General features: G+C 64.1%; 13 protein-coding genes. 1 reads left to right on the top strand and 12 read right to left on the bottom strand.

Going from position 1 to position 14,045, the window contains the following annotated elements; all coding sequences use genetic code 11:
* Positions 1-226 precede the first annotated feature (226 nt).
* The 9 genes from NCCP436_RS10860 to NCCP436_RS10820 all read right to left on the bottom strand — a co-directional run bounded on the left by NCCP436_RS10860 (position 227) and on the right by NCCP436_RS10820 (position 10,488).
* On the bottom strand, positions 227-907 hold the full coding sequence (locus NCCP436_RS10860) for a phosphoglycolate phosphatase (RefSeq protein WP_220804014.1): 681 nt from the start codon (positions 905-907) through the stop codon (positions 227-229).
* A complete protein-coding gene (gene rpe, locus NCCP436_RS10855; RefSeq protein ID WP_220804013.1) occupies positions 904-1,578 on the bottom strand; it encodes a ribulose-phosphate 3-epimerase in 675 nt (224 codons plus the stop codon). Before rpe ends, NCCP436_RS10860 begins: the two co-directional genes overlap by 4 nt.
* Before the next feature lie 218 nt (positions 1,579-1,796).
* A complete protein-coding gene (locus NCCP436_RS10850; protein WP_259651484.1) occupies positions 1,797-2,837 on the bottom strand; it encodes an ABC transporter substrate-binding protein in 1,041 nt (346 codons plus the stop codon).
* A 46-nt stretch (positions 2,838-2,883) separates the two neighbouring features.
* Positions 2,884-3,711 carry an ABC transporter permease gene (locus NCCP436_RS10845; protein WP_220804012.1) on the bottom strand — a complete coding sequence of 276 codons (828 nt, stop codon included), beginning with the start codon at positions 3,709-3,711 and terminating at the stop codon, positions 2,884-2,886.
* Between the two features lie 82 nt (positions 3,712-3,793).
* Positions 3,794-5,041 (bottom strand): ABC transporter permease, encoded by a 1,248-nt coding sequence (locus tag NCCP436_RS10840; protein WP_220804011.1) that lies wholly within the window; start codon positions 5,039-5,041, stop codon positions 3,794-3,796.
* 65 nt (positions 5,042-5,106) lie between these two features.
* Positions 5,107-6,138 carry an ABC transporter substrate-binding protein gene (locus NCCP436_RS10835; protein ID WP_375709486.1) on the bottom strand — a complete coding sequence of 344 codons (1,032 nt, stop codon included), beginning with the start codon at positions 6,136-6,138 and terminating at the stop codon, positions 5,107-5,109.
* Between the two features lie 52 nt (positions 6,139-6,190).
* On the bottom strand, positions 6,191-7,288 hold the full coding sequence (locus tag NCCP436_RS10830) for an ABC transporter ATP-binding protein (RefSeq protein ID WP_220804010.1): 1,098 nt from the start codon (positions 7,286-7,288) through the stop codon (positions 6,191-6,193).
* 171 nt (positions 7,289-7,459) lie between these two features.
* A complete protein-coding gene (locus NCCP436_RS10825; protein ID WP_220804009.1) occupies positions 7,460-8,089 on the bottom strand; it encodes a response regulator transcription factor in 630 nt (209 codons plus the stop codon).
* A complete protein-coding gene (locus NCCP436_RS10820) occupies positions 8,086-10,488 on the bottom strand; it encodes a PAS domain S-box protein (RefSeq protein WP_220804008.1) in 2,403 nt (800 codons plus the stop codon). The genes NCCP436_RS10825 and NCCP436_RS10820 overlap by 4 nt, the downstream gene beginning before the upstream one ends.
* 113 nt (positions 10,489-10,601) lie before the next feature.
* Here NCCP436_RS10820 and NCCP436_RS10815 point away from each other — a divergent pair, with 113 nt between their 5' ends.
* Positions 10,602-11,579 carry an alpha/beta hydrolase family protein gene (locus tag NCCP436_RS10815; protein ID WP_220804007.1) on the top strand — a complete coding sequence of 326 codons (978 nt, stop codon included), beginning with the start codon at positions 10,602-10,604 and terminating at the stop codon, positions 11,577-11,579.
* On the opposite strand, the gene NCCP436_RS10810 is transcribed toward NCCP436_RS10815, so the two are convergent.
* Genes NCCP436_RS10810 through NCCP436_RS10800 form a run of 3 tightly spaced genes read right to left on the bottom strand, consistent with a single transcriptional unit; the run spans position 11,576 to position 14,030 of the window.
* The gene (locus tag NCCP436_RS10810) at positions 11,576-12,337 is read right to left on the bottom strand and encodes a DnaJ domain-containing protein (RefSeq protein ID WP_220804006.1); all 762 of its coding nucleotides are present in this window, start codon (positions 12,335-12,337) and stop codon (positions 11,576-11,578) included. The two genes, NCCP436_RS10815 and NCCP436_RS10810, sit on opposite strands and share 4 nt — an antisense overlap.
* Entirely contained in the window at positions 12,334-13,008 is a 675-nt protein-coding gene (gene murU, locus NCCP436_RS10805; protein ID WP_220804005.1) for an N-acetylmuramate alpha-1-phosphate uridylyltransferase MurU, read from the bottom strand. Before murU ends, NCCP436_RS10810 begins: the two co-directional genes overlap by 4 nt.
* Entirely contained in the window at positions 13,005-14,030 is a 1,026-nt protein-coding gene (locus NCCP436_RS10800; protein WP_220804004.1) for an aminoglycoside phosphotransferase family protein, read from the bottom strand. The genes murU and NCCP436_RS10800 overlap by 4 nt, the downstream gene beginning before the upstream one ends.
* Positions 14,031-14,045: the final 15 nt, after the last annotated feature.

The following is a 14,045-nucleotide window of genomic DNA, read 5'->3' as shown; positions in this document are numbered from 1 at the left end:
GTCGGGTGCAAACGGGCCGCACGCGGCGGCAGGACAGAATCAGGCGCGCCAGCGCCAACGGGCCAGGGCCTTGATGACTTTCATCCACAGTTTGCAGCTAACCACCACGGCTTGATCTCGACAGGCGGGCAAGAAAACGTAGGTCGCCAAGGTAGCGCAGACGCTGCCTTCAGGCAACCTCGGATAGAGCGATTCAGTCCGGCGCACCGTTGGGGTGCGCCAGCGCCTAGAGCAGCTCGGTGAGACAGTCGACCAGCAGCTCCGGGCACTCCTCGACAACCGGGCGACCGTGGTTGTAGCCGTAGCTGACGGCCACGCAGGGCACGCCGGCGGCATGAGCAGCCAGCACATCGTTGCGTGAGTCACCGACGAACACTGCCTGCTTCTGGCTCACGCCAGCCAGATGCATCACCTGCAGCAATGCCGCCGGATCCGGCTTCTGTTGCGGCAGAGTGTCGCCTCCGATGATCCAGCGGAAATAGCCACCCAGACCTACCTGCTCCAGCAGCGGTGCAACGAAACGCTCCGGCTTGTTGGTCACCACCGCCAGCTCTACCGCAGCAGTGCTGAGCGCCTCCAGCAGTTCGTGAACGCCGGGGTAGAGTGTAGTCAGCGTATGACACTCGCCGTAGATATCGAGAAAACGCGCCAGCGCCGCCTCGCTCTCGGCCTCATCGACCGCGGCGTGTTCCAGGCTACCGGCCAGGGCACGCCGCACCAGTACACGGGCACCGTTGCCAACCCACTGGCGAACCTGCTCCACACCCGCCGGAGCGCGCCCCAGCTCGACCAGCATGCGGTCCACCGCTGCGGCCAGGTCCGGCACCGAGTCGATCAGCGTGCCGTCCAGATCGAACATCACCAGGCGCGGCAGCTCACCGGCGCACAGCGCGCGCAGCGGCTTCATCCACGCACCTGGGCCAGTTCGGCGCGCATGGCATCGATCACGGCCTTGTAGTCCGGCTGGTTGAAGATGGCCGAGCCGGCGACGAAGGTGTCGGCGCCCGCCTCGGCGATCTGGCGGATGTTCTGCACGTTGACGCCGCCGTCGATCTCCAGGCGGATTTCGCGACCGCTGGCATCGATCAGCGCACGCGCTTCGCGCAGCTTGTCGAGGGTGCCGGGGATGAACTTCTGCCCGCCGAAACCGGGGTTGACGCTCATCAGCAGGACCATGTCGACCTTATCCATCACGTACTTGAGCACGTCCAGCGGGGTAGCCGGGTTGAACACCAGACCGGCTTTGGCGCCGCCACTTTTGATCAGCTGCAGGGAACGATCGATATGCTCGGAAGCTTCCGGGTGGAAGGTGATGTAGCTGGCGCCGGCCTCGATGAAGTCACCGATGATGCGATCGACCGGTTTGACCATCAGGTGCGCATCGATGGGCGCAGTGATGCCGTACTTGCGCAGTGCCGAACAGACCATCGGGCCGATGGTGAGATTGGGCACGTAGTGGTTGTCCATGACATCGAAATGCACGATGTCCGCCCCGGCGGCGAGTACGTTGTCCACTTCCTCACCCAGGCGGGCGAAATCAGCGGAAAGGATCGACGGGGCGATGGCGAAGGGTTGCATGGCGCACCTCTGAGAACCAGTTTGGGATCTCGCAAGCTAGAGCCGGGCTAGGCAAAAACAGGCGAGGAAGCGGAGTTTACTGAAGTCAATGAGCATTCCGAGCCTGTTTTTAACGACGTCTGGCCGACGCGCAGCAGATCGCAAACGGTTCGTAGTGCTGGATCACGGTGGCGCGTATTGTACCCGAGGCGGCCCCCTTCGCTACCCGCACGATGATCTCAGCGACGCGCCAGCCATTGCTCGAAGCGGCGTTCCAGTGCCTCGCCATGCTCGACCCAGAAGTCCACCCCCATGGGCAGCGCGTCGCGCATGTTGGCCGCTGCGGTAGGCAGGCGGGCCGCACGCTCGGCGGCCAGGCTCGCCACCGCCTCGCGACTCACCGGACCATACGGAATCCGTTCGGCAAAGGCCTGCTGCTGCTGCGCCTGACTGGCGAAGCGAATGAAGCGCTCGGCCTCCTCGCGATTGGCGCTACCACGCGGAATGGCCCAGTAGTCGAAGTCGTAGATGCTGCCGGCCCACACCAGCCCGACCTTGACGCCCTGCTCCTGAGCGACGCCGATGCGCCCGCTGTAGGCCGAACTCATGACCATGCCACCGTCGGCCAGGCGCCGCAGGGGCTCTTCGCCGGCCTGCCACCAGCGAATGTGCGGCCGCAGTTGCTCGAGCTTGGCGAATGCCCGCTCGACCCCGGCCTCAGTGGCCAGAAGCGCGTAGACCTCGGAGGCCGGCACGCCATCGGCGAGCAGCGCAAACTCCAGGTTGTACTTGGCCCCCTGACGCAGACCGCGTCCGCCCGGGAAGCGCTGCACGTCCCAGAAGTCCGCCCAGCTGTGGGGCGCCTGGGACAGGCGTCCGGCATCGTAGGCCAGCGCCATCGACCAGACGAAGGTACCGACCCCACAGGGCCGCAAGGCACCCGGCACCAGATCACGTGCCTCGACCTGCAACGCGTCGGACAGCGGCAGGAACAGGCCGTCCTCACAGCCGCGGTGCAATTCCGGGGACTCCACCTCCAGCACATCCCAGGTCACGTGTTCCATGGCCTGCATGCGCCGCAGCTTATCGAAGCTGCCGTTGTAGGAACCATTGACCACCAGGGTGCCACTGGCCTCGCGGAACGGGCGGAACAGCGTATCGCGCTGTGCCTCACGCACCACACCGCCGAAGGTAACCACATTGATCTGGGCTGCCGAGAGTGACTGCACGACCGTGGTACAGGCCAACATCAAAGCACCGCACAGAATCTGCTTGCACATAACGCCTCCCTCGCATGAACCACCAGCGGCTGACCGTGCCAGCCAGTCAGCCCGGCTGCTGGGTACGCAGCTTCTCGCTACGCCCGCGCAGCCACTCCAGCGTCAGCAGCAGCAGAACGGAAAAGCCGATCAGCAGCGTCGCCGCCGCCGCGATGGTGGGCGAGAGGTTTTCACGAATGCCGCTGAACATCTGCCGTGGTAGGGTTGCCTGCTCGGGGCCGGCGAGAAACAGGGTCACGACGACCTCGTCGAACGAGGTGGCGAAGGCAAACAGGGCTCCGGATATCACCCCGGGCGCGATCAGCGGCAGGGTCACCCGGCGGAAGGTGGTCAGCGGCGAGGCACCCAGGCTGGCCGCCGCGCGCACCAGGTTGTGGTTGAAGCCCTGCAGGGTCGCGGACACGGTGATGATGACGAAGGGTACGCCGAGCACCGCATGCACCAGAATCAACGACAGGTAGCTGTTACCGAGCCCCAGCGGGGCGAAGAACAGGTAGCTGGCGACACCGATGATCACCACCGGCACGATCATCGGTGAAATCAGCAGGCTCATCACCAGCGCCTTGCCGCGGAACTCGCCACGGGTCAGGCCGATCGCCGCCAGGGTGCCGAACACCATGGCCAGCAAGGTCGCGGCCGGGGCGACGATCAGGCTGTTCTTCAACGAACGCATCCAGTCGGCGGACATGAAGAACTCTTCATACCAGCGCAGTGAGAAACCCTGCAGCGGGTAGACCAGGAAGGTGCCGGAGTTGAACGACAGCGGCACGATCACCAGCACCGGCAGGATCAGAAACAGCAGCACCAGGCCGCAGAGGATGCGCAGGCCGTAGTACCAGAGACGCTCGACGGGTGACATGTAGGGGCTGAGCATGGTTTTACTCCAGTGAGCTTTTCAAGCTCCCCTCTCCCATGAATGGGAGAGGGGCATCAGATGGCCTGCTGCGCAGGCCTTTTTAGCCAAGCCTCAGCTTGCTTGCGCCAACCAGCCAGCTGTACACCACGTAGAGCACCAGGGTGGCGGCCAGCAGCAGCCCACCCAGCGCGGTGGCCATGCCCCAGTTGATGGTGGTGTTGGTGTAGAAGGCAACGAAGTAGCTGATCATCTGATCATTCGGGCTGCCCAGCAGTGCCGGGGTGATGTAGTAGCCAATCGACAGGATGAACACCAGCAGGCAACCGGCGCCGACACCGGCCAGGGTCTGCGGGAAGTACACCCGCCAGAAGCTGGCGAACGGATGGCAGCCGAGCGACACCGCGGCGCGCATGTAGCTGGGCGAGATGCCCTTCATCACGCTGTAGATCGGCAGGATCATGAACGGCAGCATGATGTGCACCATGGCCACGTACACGCCACTGCGGTTGAACACCAGTTGCAACGGCTGCTCGATGATGCCAAGCGATATCAGCGCGCTATTGATCAGGCCGCCGGACTGCAGCAGCACGATCCACGCCGCCACCCGCACCAGGATCGAGGTCCAGAACGGCAGCAGCACCAGAATCATCAGCAGGTTGCCGGAACGGGTCGGCAGGTTGGCCAGCAGGTAGGCCAGCGGATAGGCCAGTACCAGGCAGATGGCGGTGATCACCACGCTCATCCAGAAGGTACGGGCAAAGATATCCAGATAGATGGCCTGATCCGGCGTGGCCTTGGCCAGCTCACCCAGATCGTCGATGCGGTGATCGAGCGCAGCCAGCAGATAGTACGGCGTCACCGACGACGCATTGCGGCGGATCACCTGCCAGTAGGCGGGGTCGCCCCAACGCTCATCCATGTCGAGGAAGGCTTCCTGGTAGGAGGCCGGTTCCTCACGCAGCGGCAGTTTGCGCGCAGTACTGCTGACCAGACTGCGGAAGCCGGCGACTTCCATGTTCAGGCGCTTGGACAGGTCGCCCAGCGTCTGATTGCGGCGGGCGTCGGCAATATCCTCGGCGATCGCGCGATAGACAGCGTCGTCGGGCAGCCCGCGGCCATCCCAGGCGGCGATAGACTCGACCGTACGCGGCAGGCTGCCGACCACTTCCGGGTTGTCGACACTGCGCAGCAATAGCGCCCCGATGGGCACCAGGAAGGTGAGCAGGAGGAACAGCAGCAAAGGCAGGATCAACGCCTTCGACTTCAGCCGATTGAGACGCTCGGCGCGGGCCAGACGCTGCTTCAGGCTGGGCCCAGGCAAATCGCTGGCAGGTAGTACGGCGGCCATGGACAACTCCGCAAGCAAGTTAGGAATTCTGACGGCCCCGCCATGGGCGGGGCCGGGTAGGCGGGTTAACGCGCGGCCCAGGCGTTGAAACGCTGCTCCAGCTGCTCGCCGTAGTCAGCCCAGAAGGTCACGTCGATGGCCACCTGGTTGGCGATGTTCTCCGGGGCGGTCGGCATCAGACTCACGCGCTCCGGGGACAGCAGGTCGATGGCGTGCTTGTTGGCAGGACCGTAGGCGATGTTCTCGGCAAAGGTCTTCTGCGCTTCCGGGGTGAGGGTGAAGGAGAGGAATTCCTTGGCCAGCTCGATATTCTTCGCGCCGCGCGGGATGGCCCAGGAGTCGAAGTCATAGATACCGCCGTTCCATACCACCTGCAGGTTGCTCTCATCCTGCACCGCAGCGATGCGACCGTTGTAGGCCGAGCTCATCACCACATCGCCGCTCACCAGATATTGCGGCGGTTGGGCACCAGCCTCCCACCACTGAATGTGCGGCTTCAGCTCATCGAGTTTCCTGAATGCGCGGTCCTGGCCTTCCTTGGTGGCCAGCACCTTGTACACGTCCTTGACCGGCACGCCGTCCGCCATCAGAGCGAACTCCAGGGTGTACTTGGCGCCTTTGCGCAGGCCGCGCTTGCCCGGGTACTTGTTCACGTCCCAGAAATCGACCCAGCCCTGCGGGGCGCTGGCCAGCTTGTCGGCGTTGTAGGCCAGTACGGTGGACCAGACGAAGAAACCGACGCCACATGGCTGGATGGCGCCCTCGATGAAATCATCGGCATTGCCTGCCAGGCTCGGATCCAGTTCTTCGAACAGCCCCTCGTCGCAACCACGGGCGAGCTCCGGGGATTCGACTTCGACCAGGTTCCAGCTCACGCTGCGGGTGTCGACCATGGCCTTGACCCTGGCCATTTCACCGTTGTACTCACCGCCCAGGACCTTGTGGCCGGTCGCCTTCTCGAAGGGGTCATAGAACGCCTTGGTCTGCGCTACCTTGCTCGCACCGCCGAAGGAGATCGCGGTCAGGTCCACTGCCAACGCTGGCATCGCGCAGCTTATGCCGACCGCTAGTGCCGCTAGCTTCAGGGATTTCATCATTCTTATCAGCTCCTCTGTGTTACGGGGTTGGGTGAAGCACTGCGCGAAGCGGTCACTCAGACAGCAGTGGATCCAGCGCGCGGACATGCTCGACAGACCAGCCGAGCGGAACCAGATCGCCAACAGCCAGGGCCGGATCAAGCTCGGCAATCGGCTGTTTGACGTAGAAGTCGGACTGCCCGCAGACCTCCATGCGGATACGCACGTGGTCTCCGAGATAGATGAATTCGGCGATGCGCCCGGAAAAGCGGTTCGGGCAGGCCTCGCTGTGGCCGTTGAGGCGAATGCGCTCGGGGCGGATCGACAGGCTCACTGCTTCACCCACCGCCCCGACGTTGACCGCCGTGGCACGCACTTCCTCGCCGCGCGCCAGGCGCACCACGCACTCAGCGCCATCACGGCTGAGCAACGTGCCGGCCAGACGGTTGTTCTCACCAATGAACTGGGCAACAAAGGTGTTGTGCGGCGCTTCGTAGAGTTCGCGTGGCGGGGCGATCTGCTGGATCTCGCCCTGGTGGAATACCGCCACACGATCGGACATGGTCAGTGCCTCGCCCTGGTCGTGGGTCACGTACACCACCGTCACGCCGAGGCGCTCGTGCAGATGCTTGATTTCCATCTGCATGTGTTCGCGCAGTTGTTTGTCCAGCGCCCCCAGCGGCTCGTCCATCAGCACCAGTTGCGGCTCGAACACCAGCGCCCGGGCCAGTGCCACACGCTGCTGCTGACCACCGGAGAGCTGACCCGGATAGCGGTTGCGGAAAGTATCGAGCTGCACCATGGACAGCGCGCGCTTGACCCGCTCACTGATGTCGGTGCGCGACATGCCGCGCACACTGAGCGGGAAGGCCAGGTTCTCGGCCACCGTCATATGCGGGAACAACGCGTAATTCTGGAACACCATGCCGATGTCACGCTTGTGAGGCGGCAACTTGTTCAGGGAACGGCCATCGAGAAGAATTTCCCCCGCCGTAGGGGTTTCGAAACCGGCCAGCATCATCAGGCTGGTAGTCTTGCCGGAGCCGGACGGTCCGAGCAGGGTGAGAAACTCGCCCTTGCGAATATCCAGATTGAGATCCTTGACGATCAGCGTTTCGCCGTCATAGCTCTTCTGCACGCCGCGGAAGCTCACCAGTACATCGTTTGCCATCACCGCACCCTTGTTTTTGTTGCTGGCTGATGACGACAGGGTAGGTTCAGAGCTGGCGTGAAAAAATCAGGCGTGATGACGATTTCTCATCAGACTAAGAGAGATTTGCTGTAGGGATATCCCTACAAAAGCCCCGCAAACTCATCCGGCCTTACAACTGGCAGGGCATCTTCAGAGCAGGCGGTGCTCCATGGCATAGCGCACCAGATCAGCCACCGAGTTGGCGCCCAGCTTCTGCATCAGCCGCGCCTTGTGAGTACTGATGGTCTTGTTGCTGACCGCCAGATGGGCAGCGATATCGTTGACCCCCTCGCCACGCACCAGACGCTCGAACACCGAAAATTCACGCTCGGACAACTGCGCATGGGGCGGCCGCGAATCGGTCAGCCCCACCTCAAACACCATGCGGTCAGCCAACACCGGATCGATATAACGACCGCCAGCAGCCACCTTGCGGATGGCAGTAATCAGCAGCGCAGGATCGCTGTCCTTGGTGGCGTAGCCCGCCGCGCCGATCTTCAGCGCACGCGCCGCCATCTGAGCCTCGTCGTGCATCGACAGCACCAGAATCGCTGGCGGCTCGCTCAGCGCCAGAATCCGGGGAATCGCCTCCAGACCGTTGACCCCGGGCATCGAGATGTCCAACAACACCACCTCGCACGGCGTGCGCCGCAACACTTCGAGCAACTGCTCGCCGTTGCTGGCCTCGCCCGCCACTTCAAGGTCACGCGCCATGCCGATGAGCTGCTTGATGCCTTCGCGGACGATGGTGTGGTCTTCCGCCACCAGTACCCGAATCACGCATTTTCCTCCTGTTCCAGAGCCACGCGGGCACACAGGGTAGTGCCCTCGCCTGGCCGGCTGTCAATCTGTAGCTGCCCTCCCAGCATCAAGATCCGCTCCTGCATGCCGACCAGCCCAAAGGACTGGCCCGGCCGACGCCGGGCAGGGTCGAAACCGACACCGTCGTCCACCACCGACAGACACAGCATGCCGTCCTCCAGCCACAGACGAACCTCAACGCTGTCGGCGCGAGCGTGTCGCATGACATTGGTCAGGGCTTCCTGCAGGATGCGGAACAGACCGATGGCCCGGGCATCCGACAGCCGCGGCGACTGCTCCGGCACCTCCACCAGACAGGGAATCTGCATGCGTTCCTCAAAGCGCCGTACCTGCCACTCTATGGCCGAGGCGATGCCCGCTTCGAGAATGGGCGGGCGCAGTGCCGTGGCCACGTCACGCACCAATTGGAACAACTGCGCGATCAGCCGCTTCATGCTCGCCAGACGCTCGTCCAGCTCCGGAATCTGCCCGGCGCAGACCAATTCGCACATAGCCGTTTCCAGTTTGAGCACCGTCAGTACCTGGCCCAGTTCGTCGTGCACCTCACGGGCGATGCGAGCCTTTTCCTCCTCACGCACGCTCTCCAGGTGCGCCGACAACTGACGCAGCCGCGCCCGGGACTCAGCCAGTTCCAGCTCTGCCAGCTTGTTCTCGGTGATGTCCCAAAGGATACCGTCCCAGACTACCCGGCCATTGCCCAGGGAACGGGAGGTGGAACGAATGTCGGCCCAGCGCACCTCTCCTTCACGGGTAAGGATGCGCCCCTGCCAGCGCCAGTCGCACTCCGCTTCCAACGCCCGACTCTGGCTACTCTGATAGGCCGGCAGATCGTCCGGATGCACCAGGCTGCGCAACCCCCGATCCTCGCGCAGCAATTCTCTCGCCGGCCAGCCGACCATTCCCTGGCTGGCCTCACTGATATAGGCGAAATCCACGGCCTTGCCGGCAGCGGCGCGCTCCAGGCGAAACACCAGACCGGGAACGTTACCGGCAATACCCTTGAAACGCGCCTCGCTTTCCTCCAGCGCAGCACGGGCGCGGCGTCGTTCGGTGATATCGCTGAGAAACACCACCAGGTACTCGGCCTGACCATAGCGCAGAAAGCTCAGCGACACATCGGCCGGCATCAGACTGCCATCTGCACGCACGCAGTCGATTTCGACACTGGGCGAGCCGCCCTCTCGCTCCCGCACGCGTTTCCACAGATGCAGCCAGCGATCCATGTCGAGACCGGGCTCCAACAAGCCGAGCGGCTTATCCACAAGCGCTCCCGGGGCATACCCGAGCATGCTTTCGGCAGCCCGGTTGGCGTAGCGCAGGTGACTGTCCCAGTTGACCCAGAGAATGCCCACCGTGCTGTTGTCGAGGGAAAACTGGCTCAGGCGCAGCGATTCGGCGGCCTGACGGTGCAGGTCGAACTCACCGCGAGCGGCCAGTAACCGTCGCTCCAACTGTCGGGTCTGGCGGCGCTGGCGATACAGCGCGGAGGCACCGATCAACAGCAGCAACACGAGGAACAGGGTCAGCGTCTTCCAGAAACCGACGAAATCACTGGCCTGCGGATAGCGCAGCGGCATCCAGGTGTCGCGCAGCTCCTCCAGCTCACGCGCCGGCAGAGCCTCCAGCGTCTGATCGACTATGGCCGACAGCAGAGGCAGATCGCGCCGCGTGGCCAGACGCAGCAATTGCGGCAGGCCAATGTCGCCGACCACATTCAGCGCAGAAAAGCGCGGCTCACGCAGTAACTGGCTGAGACTGGCCTCATCGACCACCGCATAACTGACATTCTGGCTGAGCACCTGCTGCAACGCCGCACGCTCGGAATTGACCAGTTGCAGGCGCAGGTTGCCATGGGTGCGCTGCAGGTATTCCGCTGCCTGGCTCGACGCACGCACAGCCACCAGTTGCTCAAGCGGCAACTGGTCGATGTCCACTGCGCTGCCACTGCGTTCGCCCACCACCAGATGAGGCACCCGCAGGTAGGGCATCGAGTACTGCCAGACGCGCAAACCGGCCGGGGTCTGCTGCAGCCCCGGTGCCAGGTCCACCTCACCTGCGCTGGCCGCTCGCTCCAGCGACTCGTGATCCGCATACAGGCGCCAATCAGGGGCGACGCCCATGCCATCCAGCAGACGCTGCATCAGCTCGACATTGGCCCCGGTCAGTTGCCGATTCTGACCGCGCTGAACCCAGGGCGCCTGCTGCACCAGGCCTACGCGCAGCACGGGATGCTCCCTGAGCCAGGCACGCTGCTCGGCATCGAAAGCCGGGCGCAGCGGCATGCGTGGGTTTTCAGCCCAGGCATTGGAGATGACCAACAGCAGCAACAGGGATAGAGAGGAAAGAAGGGATTTCATGCACGGCGAATCCGCTGACGCGATCCCATACCTTACTCCAGTCTTGCCCGAGTCGCCTGACAAAAGCGGAGCGCGGCATTAGGCTCTGTAGCAGACGATCAGGAGCCTCATCGATGCGCCTTCATTCACTAGCACTGCTCGGTTTCTGCCTTCTCTCCTGCCCCGCAGCCTGGGCCGAGGAGCCGCCCGAGGACGCACCGGCCGATAGCGTCGACGCCCCCGCTGCGAACGAGCGTCCGCTGCTGCCCGAACGCAGCGTCAGCGAGGCGCAGACGCTGGAGCAACGCCTGGACAAGCGTGAACAGCAAATGCTGCAGGCTGGTGCCGAGAGCTTTCTCGCCCTGTGGCTGCCGGCCAACGTTGGCGAGCCCAGCGGTGCGGTGATCCTGTTGCCTGGCGACGTGGAAAACGCCGATGGCGCTGCCGCAGTCGGCCCGCTACGGCGCAAGTTGCCCGATGCCGGCTGGCACAGCCTGAGCATCACCCTGCCCGATCCCGACGGCGACCCGCTACCGCCACGCACCGCCGCCGTCGAAACACCCAGCCCCACTGAGGACGAAGCCACCAGCGCCGAGGCGGAAAACGCTACCGAGGGTTCACCGGAGCCGACAGCCGCACCCGCCGCTACGGCAATCAGCTCCGAGCAGCGGCGCCAGGCACACGTCGAGCGGGTCATGGCCCGCATCGAGGCGGCCATCACCTTTGCCGAACAGCAGCAGGCCAAGGAAATCGTGCTGCTGGGCCACGGCAGCGGGGCTTACTGGGCTGCGCGCTACCTGAACGAGCGCAAGCTGGACAACGTGCACAATCTGCTGATGGTCGCAGCCGAGTTGCCAGCAGGCTTCGCTCCACCATTGGACGAATTGGTGGCGCAGTTGCCAGTGGCCACCGGCGACTTCTATTACAAGGATCAGGTCACCGACCGCACTGCGGCCCTGAAACGCCTGCAGGCGAGCAAACGCGCCAAATTGCCCACCTATATCCAGGTGTCGATGAAAGCTCTGCCGGGGAATCTCGACGTGCAGCAGGAGCAGCTCTACCGCCGTCTGCGCGGCTGGCTACAACTGCATATCCGCGCGACCGGCAGCTAGCGCAAGCCTCGACGCTGGCGGATCAGCGCATAGGCCTGATGCAGCTGGCGAGTGGTTTCGGTCGCCTCGCGGATTCGTTCAGGCGAAGCGCCGGAGCCCGCCAGCTTATCCGGGTGATGGCGACTGAGCAGGCGCCGGTAGGCGCGCTTGATCTGCTCCGGTTCGCTGCTTTCGTTGATGCCCAACAGACGCAGCGCCTCCTGATAACTGCCACCCGCCGGTGCCGGTTGCTGGCTGCGACGCGGCGCATATTCCTCGCCCAGCTGCTCCACCCGCGCGCCATCCCAGCCCAGCCACTTGCCCCACAGGTGCAACAGCTCCTGCTCCTGCCCTGTCACCCGGCCATCCACCCAGGCCATGCGCCAGCAGGCGCGCAGCAGTTGTTCACCCCGCACGGACTGTCGCTGCAGCGGCTCACGCAGGCTGTCACGGGCGGTCTTGCCACGGGAGAACGCCTCAATGGCACGCTGCTGACCGGCCTCGTCGAGGGCCAACCGCTGCATTTCCGCACGGGCCTGCTGGATATGGCTCGGCAACACCCGGCCATTGCTCTTGGCCAGCCGGCCGAGCATAAGAAACAGCAAGTCCTCGTCCGCCGGCTGCGGCTGGCGGGCCAGGCGCGCGCGCAGACTGTTCCAGTCGTTCAGGCGTAGGCGACGGTCAAGCACCTGCCCAAGCAGCCCGCCCAGCAGCGCTCCCGGGATGCTCGCCAGGGCAAAACCGGCAACCGCGCCGGCCAGGGTTGCAGGCCAGATCACCTAGGGGCCTTCTGCAGCAGGCGCTCTACTTCTGCCAGGCGCTCATGAGTACCGACATCGATCCAGCAGCCGCCGAAATGCTCGCCGCTGACCATCCCCTCCTCCACGGCCTGACGCAACAGCGGGGCAAGCCTGAAGGCTTCAGCGCGGCAGCCTGCAAACAGCTCCGGATGCAGCACTGCCAGACCACTGTAGGTCAGTCTCTGGCCTGTGTCCGCAGTATCGCTGACTTGCCCTGCGGCCAGAGTGAAATCTCCCTGCGGGTGATGTGCCGGGTTATCCACCAGCACCAAGTGCGCCAGCCCGGCCAACGGACGTCGCAGGGAGGCGAAGGGGTAGTCGGTGAAGATATCGCCATTGAGCACCAGGAAGGGCTCGCCGCCCAGCAGCGGCAATGCCCGGAAGATGCCACCGCCGGTTTCCAGCGGCTCTCCTTCCGGCGAATAGGCGATGCGCAGGCCAAAGCGCGAACCATCGCCAAGATAGTCCTCGATCTGCTGCCCCAGCCAGGCATGGTTGATTACCAGCTCACGGAAGCCGGCCGCGGCCAGAGCGCGAACGTGGTATTCGATCAACGGCACACCAGCGGCACGCACCAGGGGTTTTGGGGTGTGCAGGGTCAGCGGTCGCAAGCGTTCGCCCTTGCCTGCGGCCAGAATCATCACCCTCATGCCGGCAGCGCCTCATGCTGCGGCAAGCCGGCCAGCAACTCGCCCAGATCGGCCAGCTCTGGCCGGCGCGCCAGCACCGCCTGGATGTAGGCGAAAAAGCGCGACACATCGGCCAGGTAGCGCGGCTTGCCATCGCGGTGACAGATGCGCGCGAAGATGCCGATCACCTTGAGGTGACGCTGCACCCCCATCAGATCGCTGGCGCGGAGGAACTCCGGCAGCGACGCCTGCACCGGAATACCGGTCTGCCGCGCCTGCTTCCAGTACCCGCTCAGCCAGGCCTGCACCCGCTCCTCGGGCCAACTGAGGAAGGCATCCTTGAACAGACAGGTAATGTCGTAGGTCACTGGCCCGCAGACGGCATCCTGAAAATCCAGCACACCCGGATTTGGCGTACTGTACATCAGGTTGCGCGGCATGAAGTCACGGTGCACCAGCACTTTCGGCTGCTCCAGAGCGCTTTCCACCAGCAGGTCGCAGACACACTGCCAGACTGACCGCTGCGCTGCACTGAAGGTCACCCCCAGATGGCGCTGCACGTACCACTCCGGGAACAACTGCAGCTCACGGCGCAGCAGGGCATCGTCATAATGCGGCAGATCCTCCGGCAGCGGCAGGCGCTGCAGCCGGAGCAAAGCGTCGATGGCGTCGGCAAACAGCGCATCGGCGTTGTCGGTGTTGATCACTTCGAGATAGGTCTGCCGGCCAAGGTCATCAAGCAGCAGAAAGCCCTGCTCGAGATCAGCCACCAGCACTTGCGGCACATGCACACCGGCGCCGGCCAGCAGCGACGCCACCCTGACGAAGGGCGCGCAGTTCTCTTGCGGAGGCGGAGCGTCCATCAAAATCAGGCTACGTTCACCCGCCTGCCAGCGGAAGTAACGGCGAAAGCTGGCATCACTGCTGGCCGCGCTCAACTGCGCAGGCGGCACGTGGCCCCAGCCACGCTGGTCGAACAGGTCCGGCAACTGCTGGTCGAGCCAGCTCTGTAGCTGTTGCAGGCGTACATCTTGATCAGGCATCAGGGGTCTCCGACG

It is taken from the genome of Pseudomonas sp. NCCP-436 (assembly GCF_019656335.1).
Taxonomy (GTDB): Bacteria; Pseudomonadota; Gammaproteobacteria; order Pseudomonadales; family Pseudomonadaceae; genus Aquipseudomonas.
The sequence above is the reverse complement of the archived record's forward strand: the minus strand, read 5'-3'. Positions and strand labels throughout refer to the sequence as shown.

Bases quoted from the DNA above. Each gene is read 5' to 3' on its own strand.
- NCCP436_RS10860 (WP_220804014.1), bottom strand. From the start codon at position 907: ATGAAGCCGCTGCGCGCGCTGTGCGCCGGTGAGCTGCCGCGCCTGGTG.
- rpe (WP_220804013.1), bottom strand. From the start codon at position 1,578: ATGCAACCCTTCGCCATCGCCCCGTCGATCCTTTCCGCTGATTTCGCC.
- NCCP436_RS10850 (WP_259651484.1), bottom strand. From the start codon at position 2,837: ATGTGCAAGCAGATTCTGTGCGGTGCTTTGATGTTGGCCTGTACCACG.
- NCCP436_RS10845 (WP_220804012.1), bottom strand. From the start codon at position 3,711: ATGCTCAGCCCCTACATGTCACCCGTCGAGCGTCTCTGGTACTACGGC.
- NCCP436_RS10840 (WP_220804011.1), bottom strand. From the start codon at position 5,041: ATGGCCGCCGTACTACCTGCCAGCGATTTGCCTGGGCCCAGCCTGAAG.
- NCCP436_RS10835 (WP_375709486.1), bottom strand. From the start codon at position 6,138: ATGATGAAATCCCTGAAGCTAGCGGCACTAGCGGTCGGCATAAGCTGC.
- NCCP436_RS10830 (WP_220804010.1), bottom strand. From the start codon at position 7,288: ATGGCAAACGATGTACTGGTGAGCTTCCGCGGCGTGCAGAAGAGCTAT.
- NCCP436_RS10820 (WP_220804008.1), bottom strand. From the start codon at position 10,488: ATGAAATCCCTTCTTTCCTCTCTATCCCTGTTGCTGCTGTTGGTCATC.
- NCCP436_RS10815 (WP_220804007.1), top strand. From the start codon at position 10,602: ATGCGCCTTCATTCACTAGCACTGCTCGGTTTCTGCCTTCTCTCCTGC.
- murU (WP_220804005.1), bottom strand. From the start codon at position 13,008: ATGAGGGTGATGATTCTGGCCGCAGGCAAGGGCGAACGCTTGCGACCG.
- NCCP436_RS10800 (WP_220804004.1), bottom strand. From the start codon at position 14,030: ATGCCTGATCAAGATGTACGCCTGCAACAGCTACAGAGCTGGCTCGAC.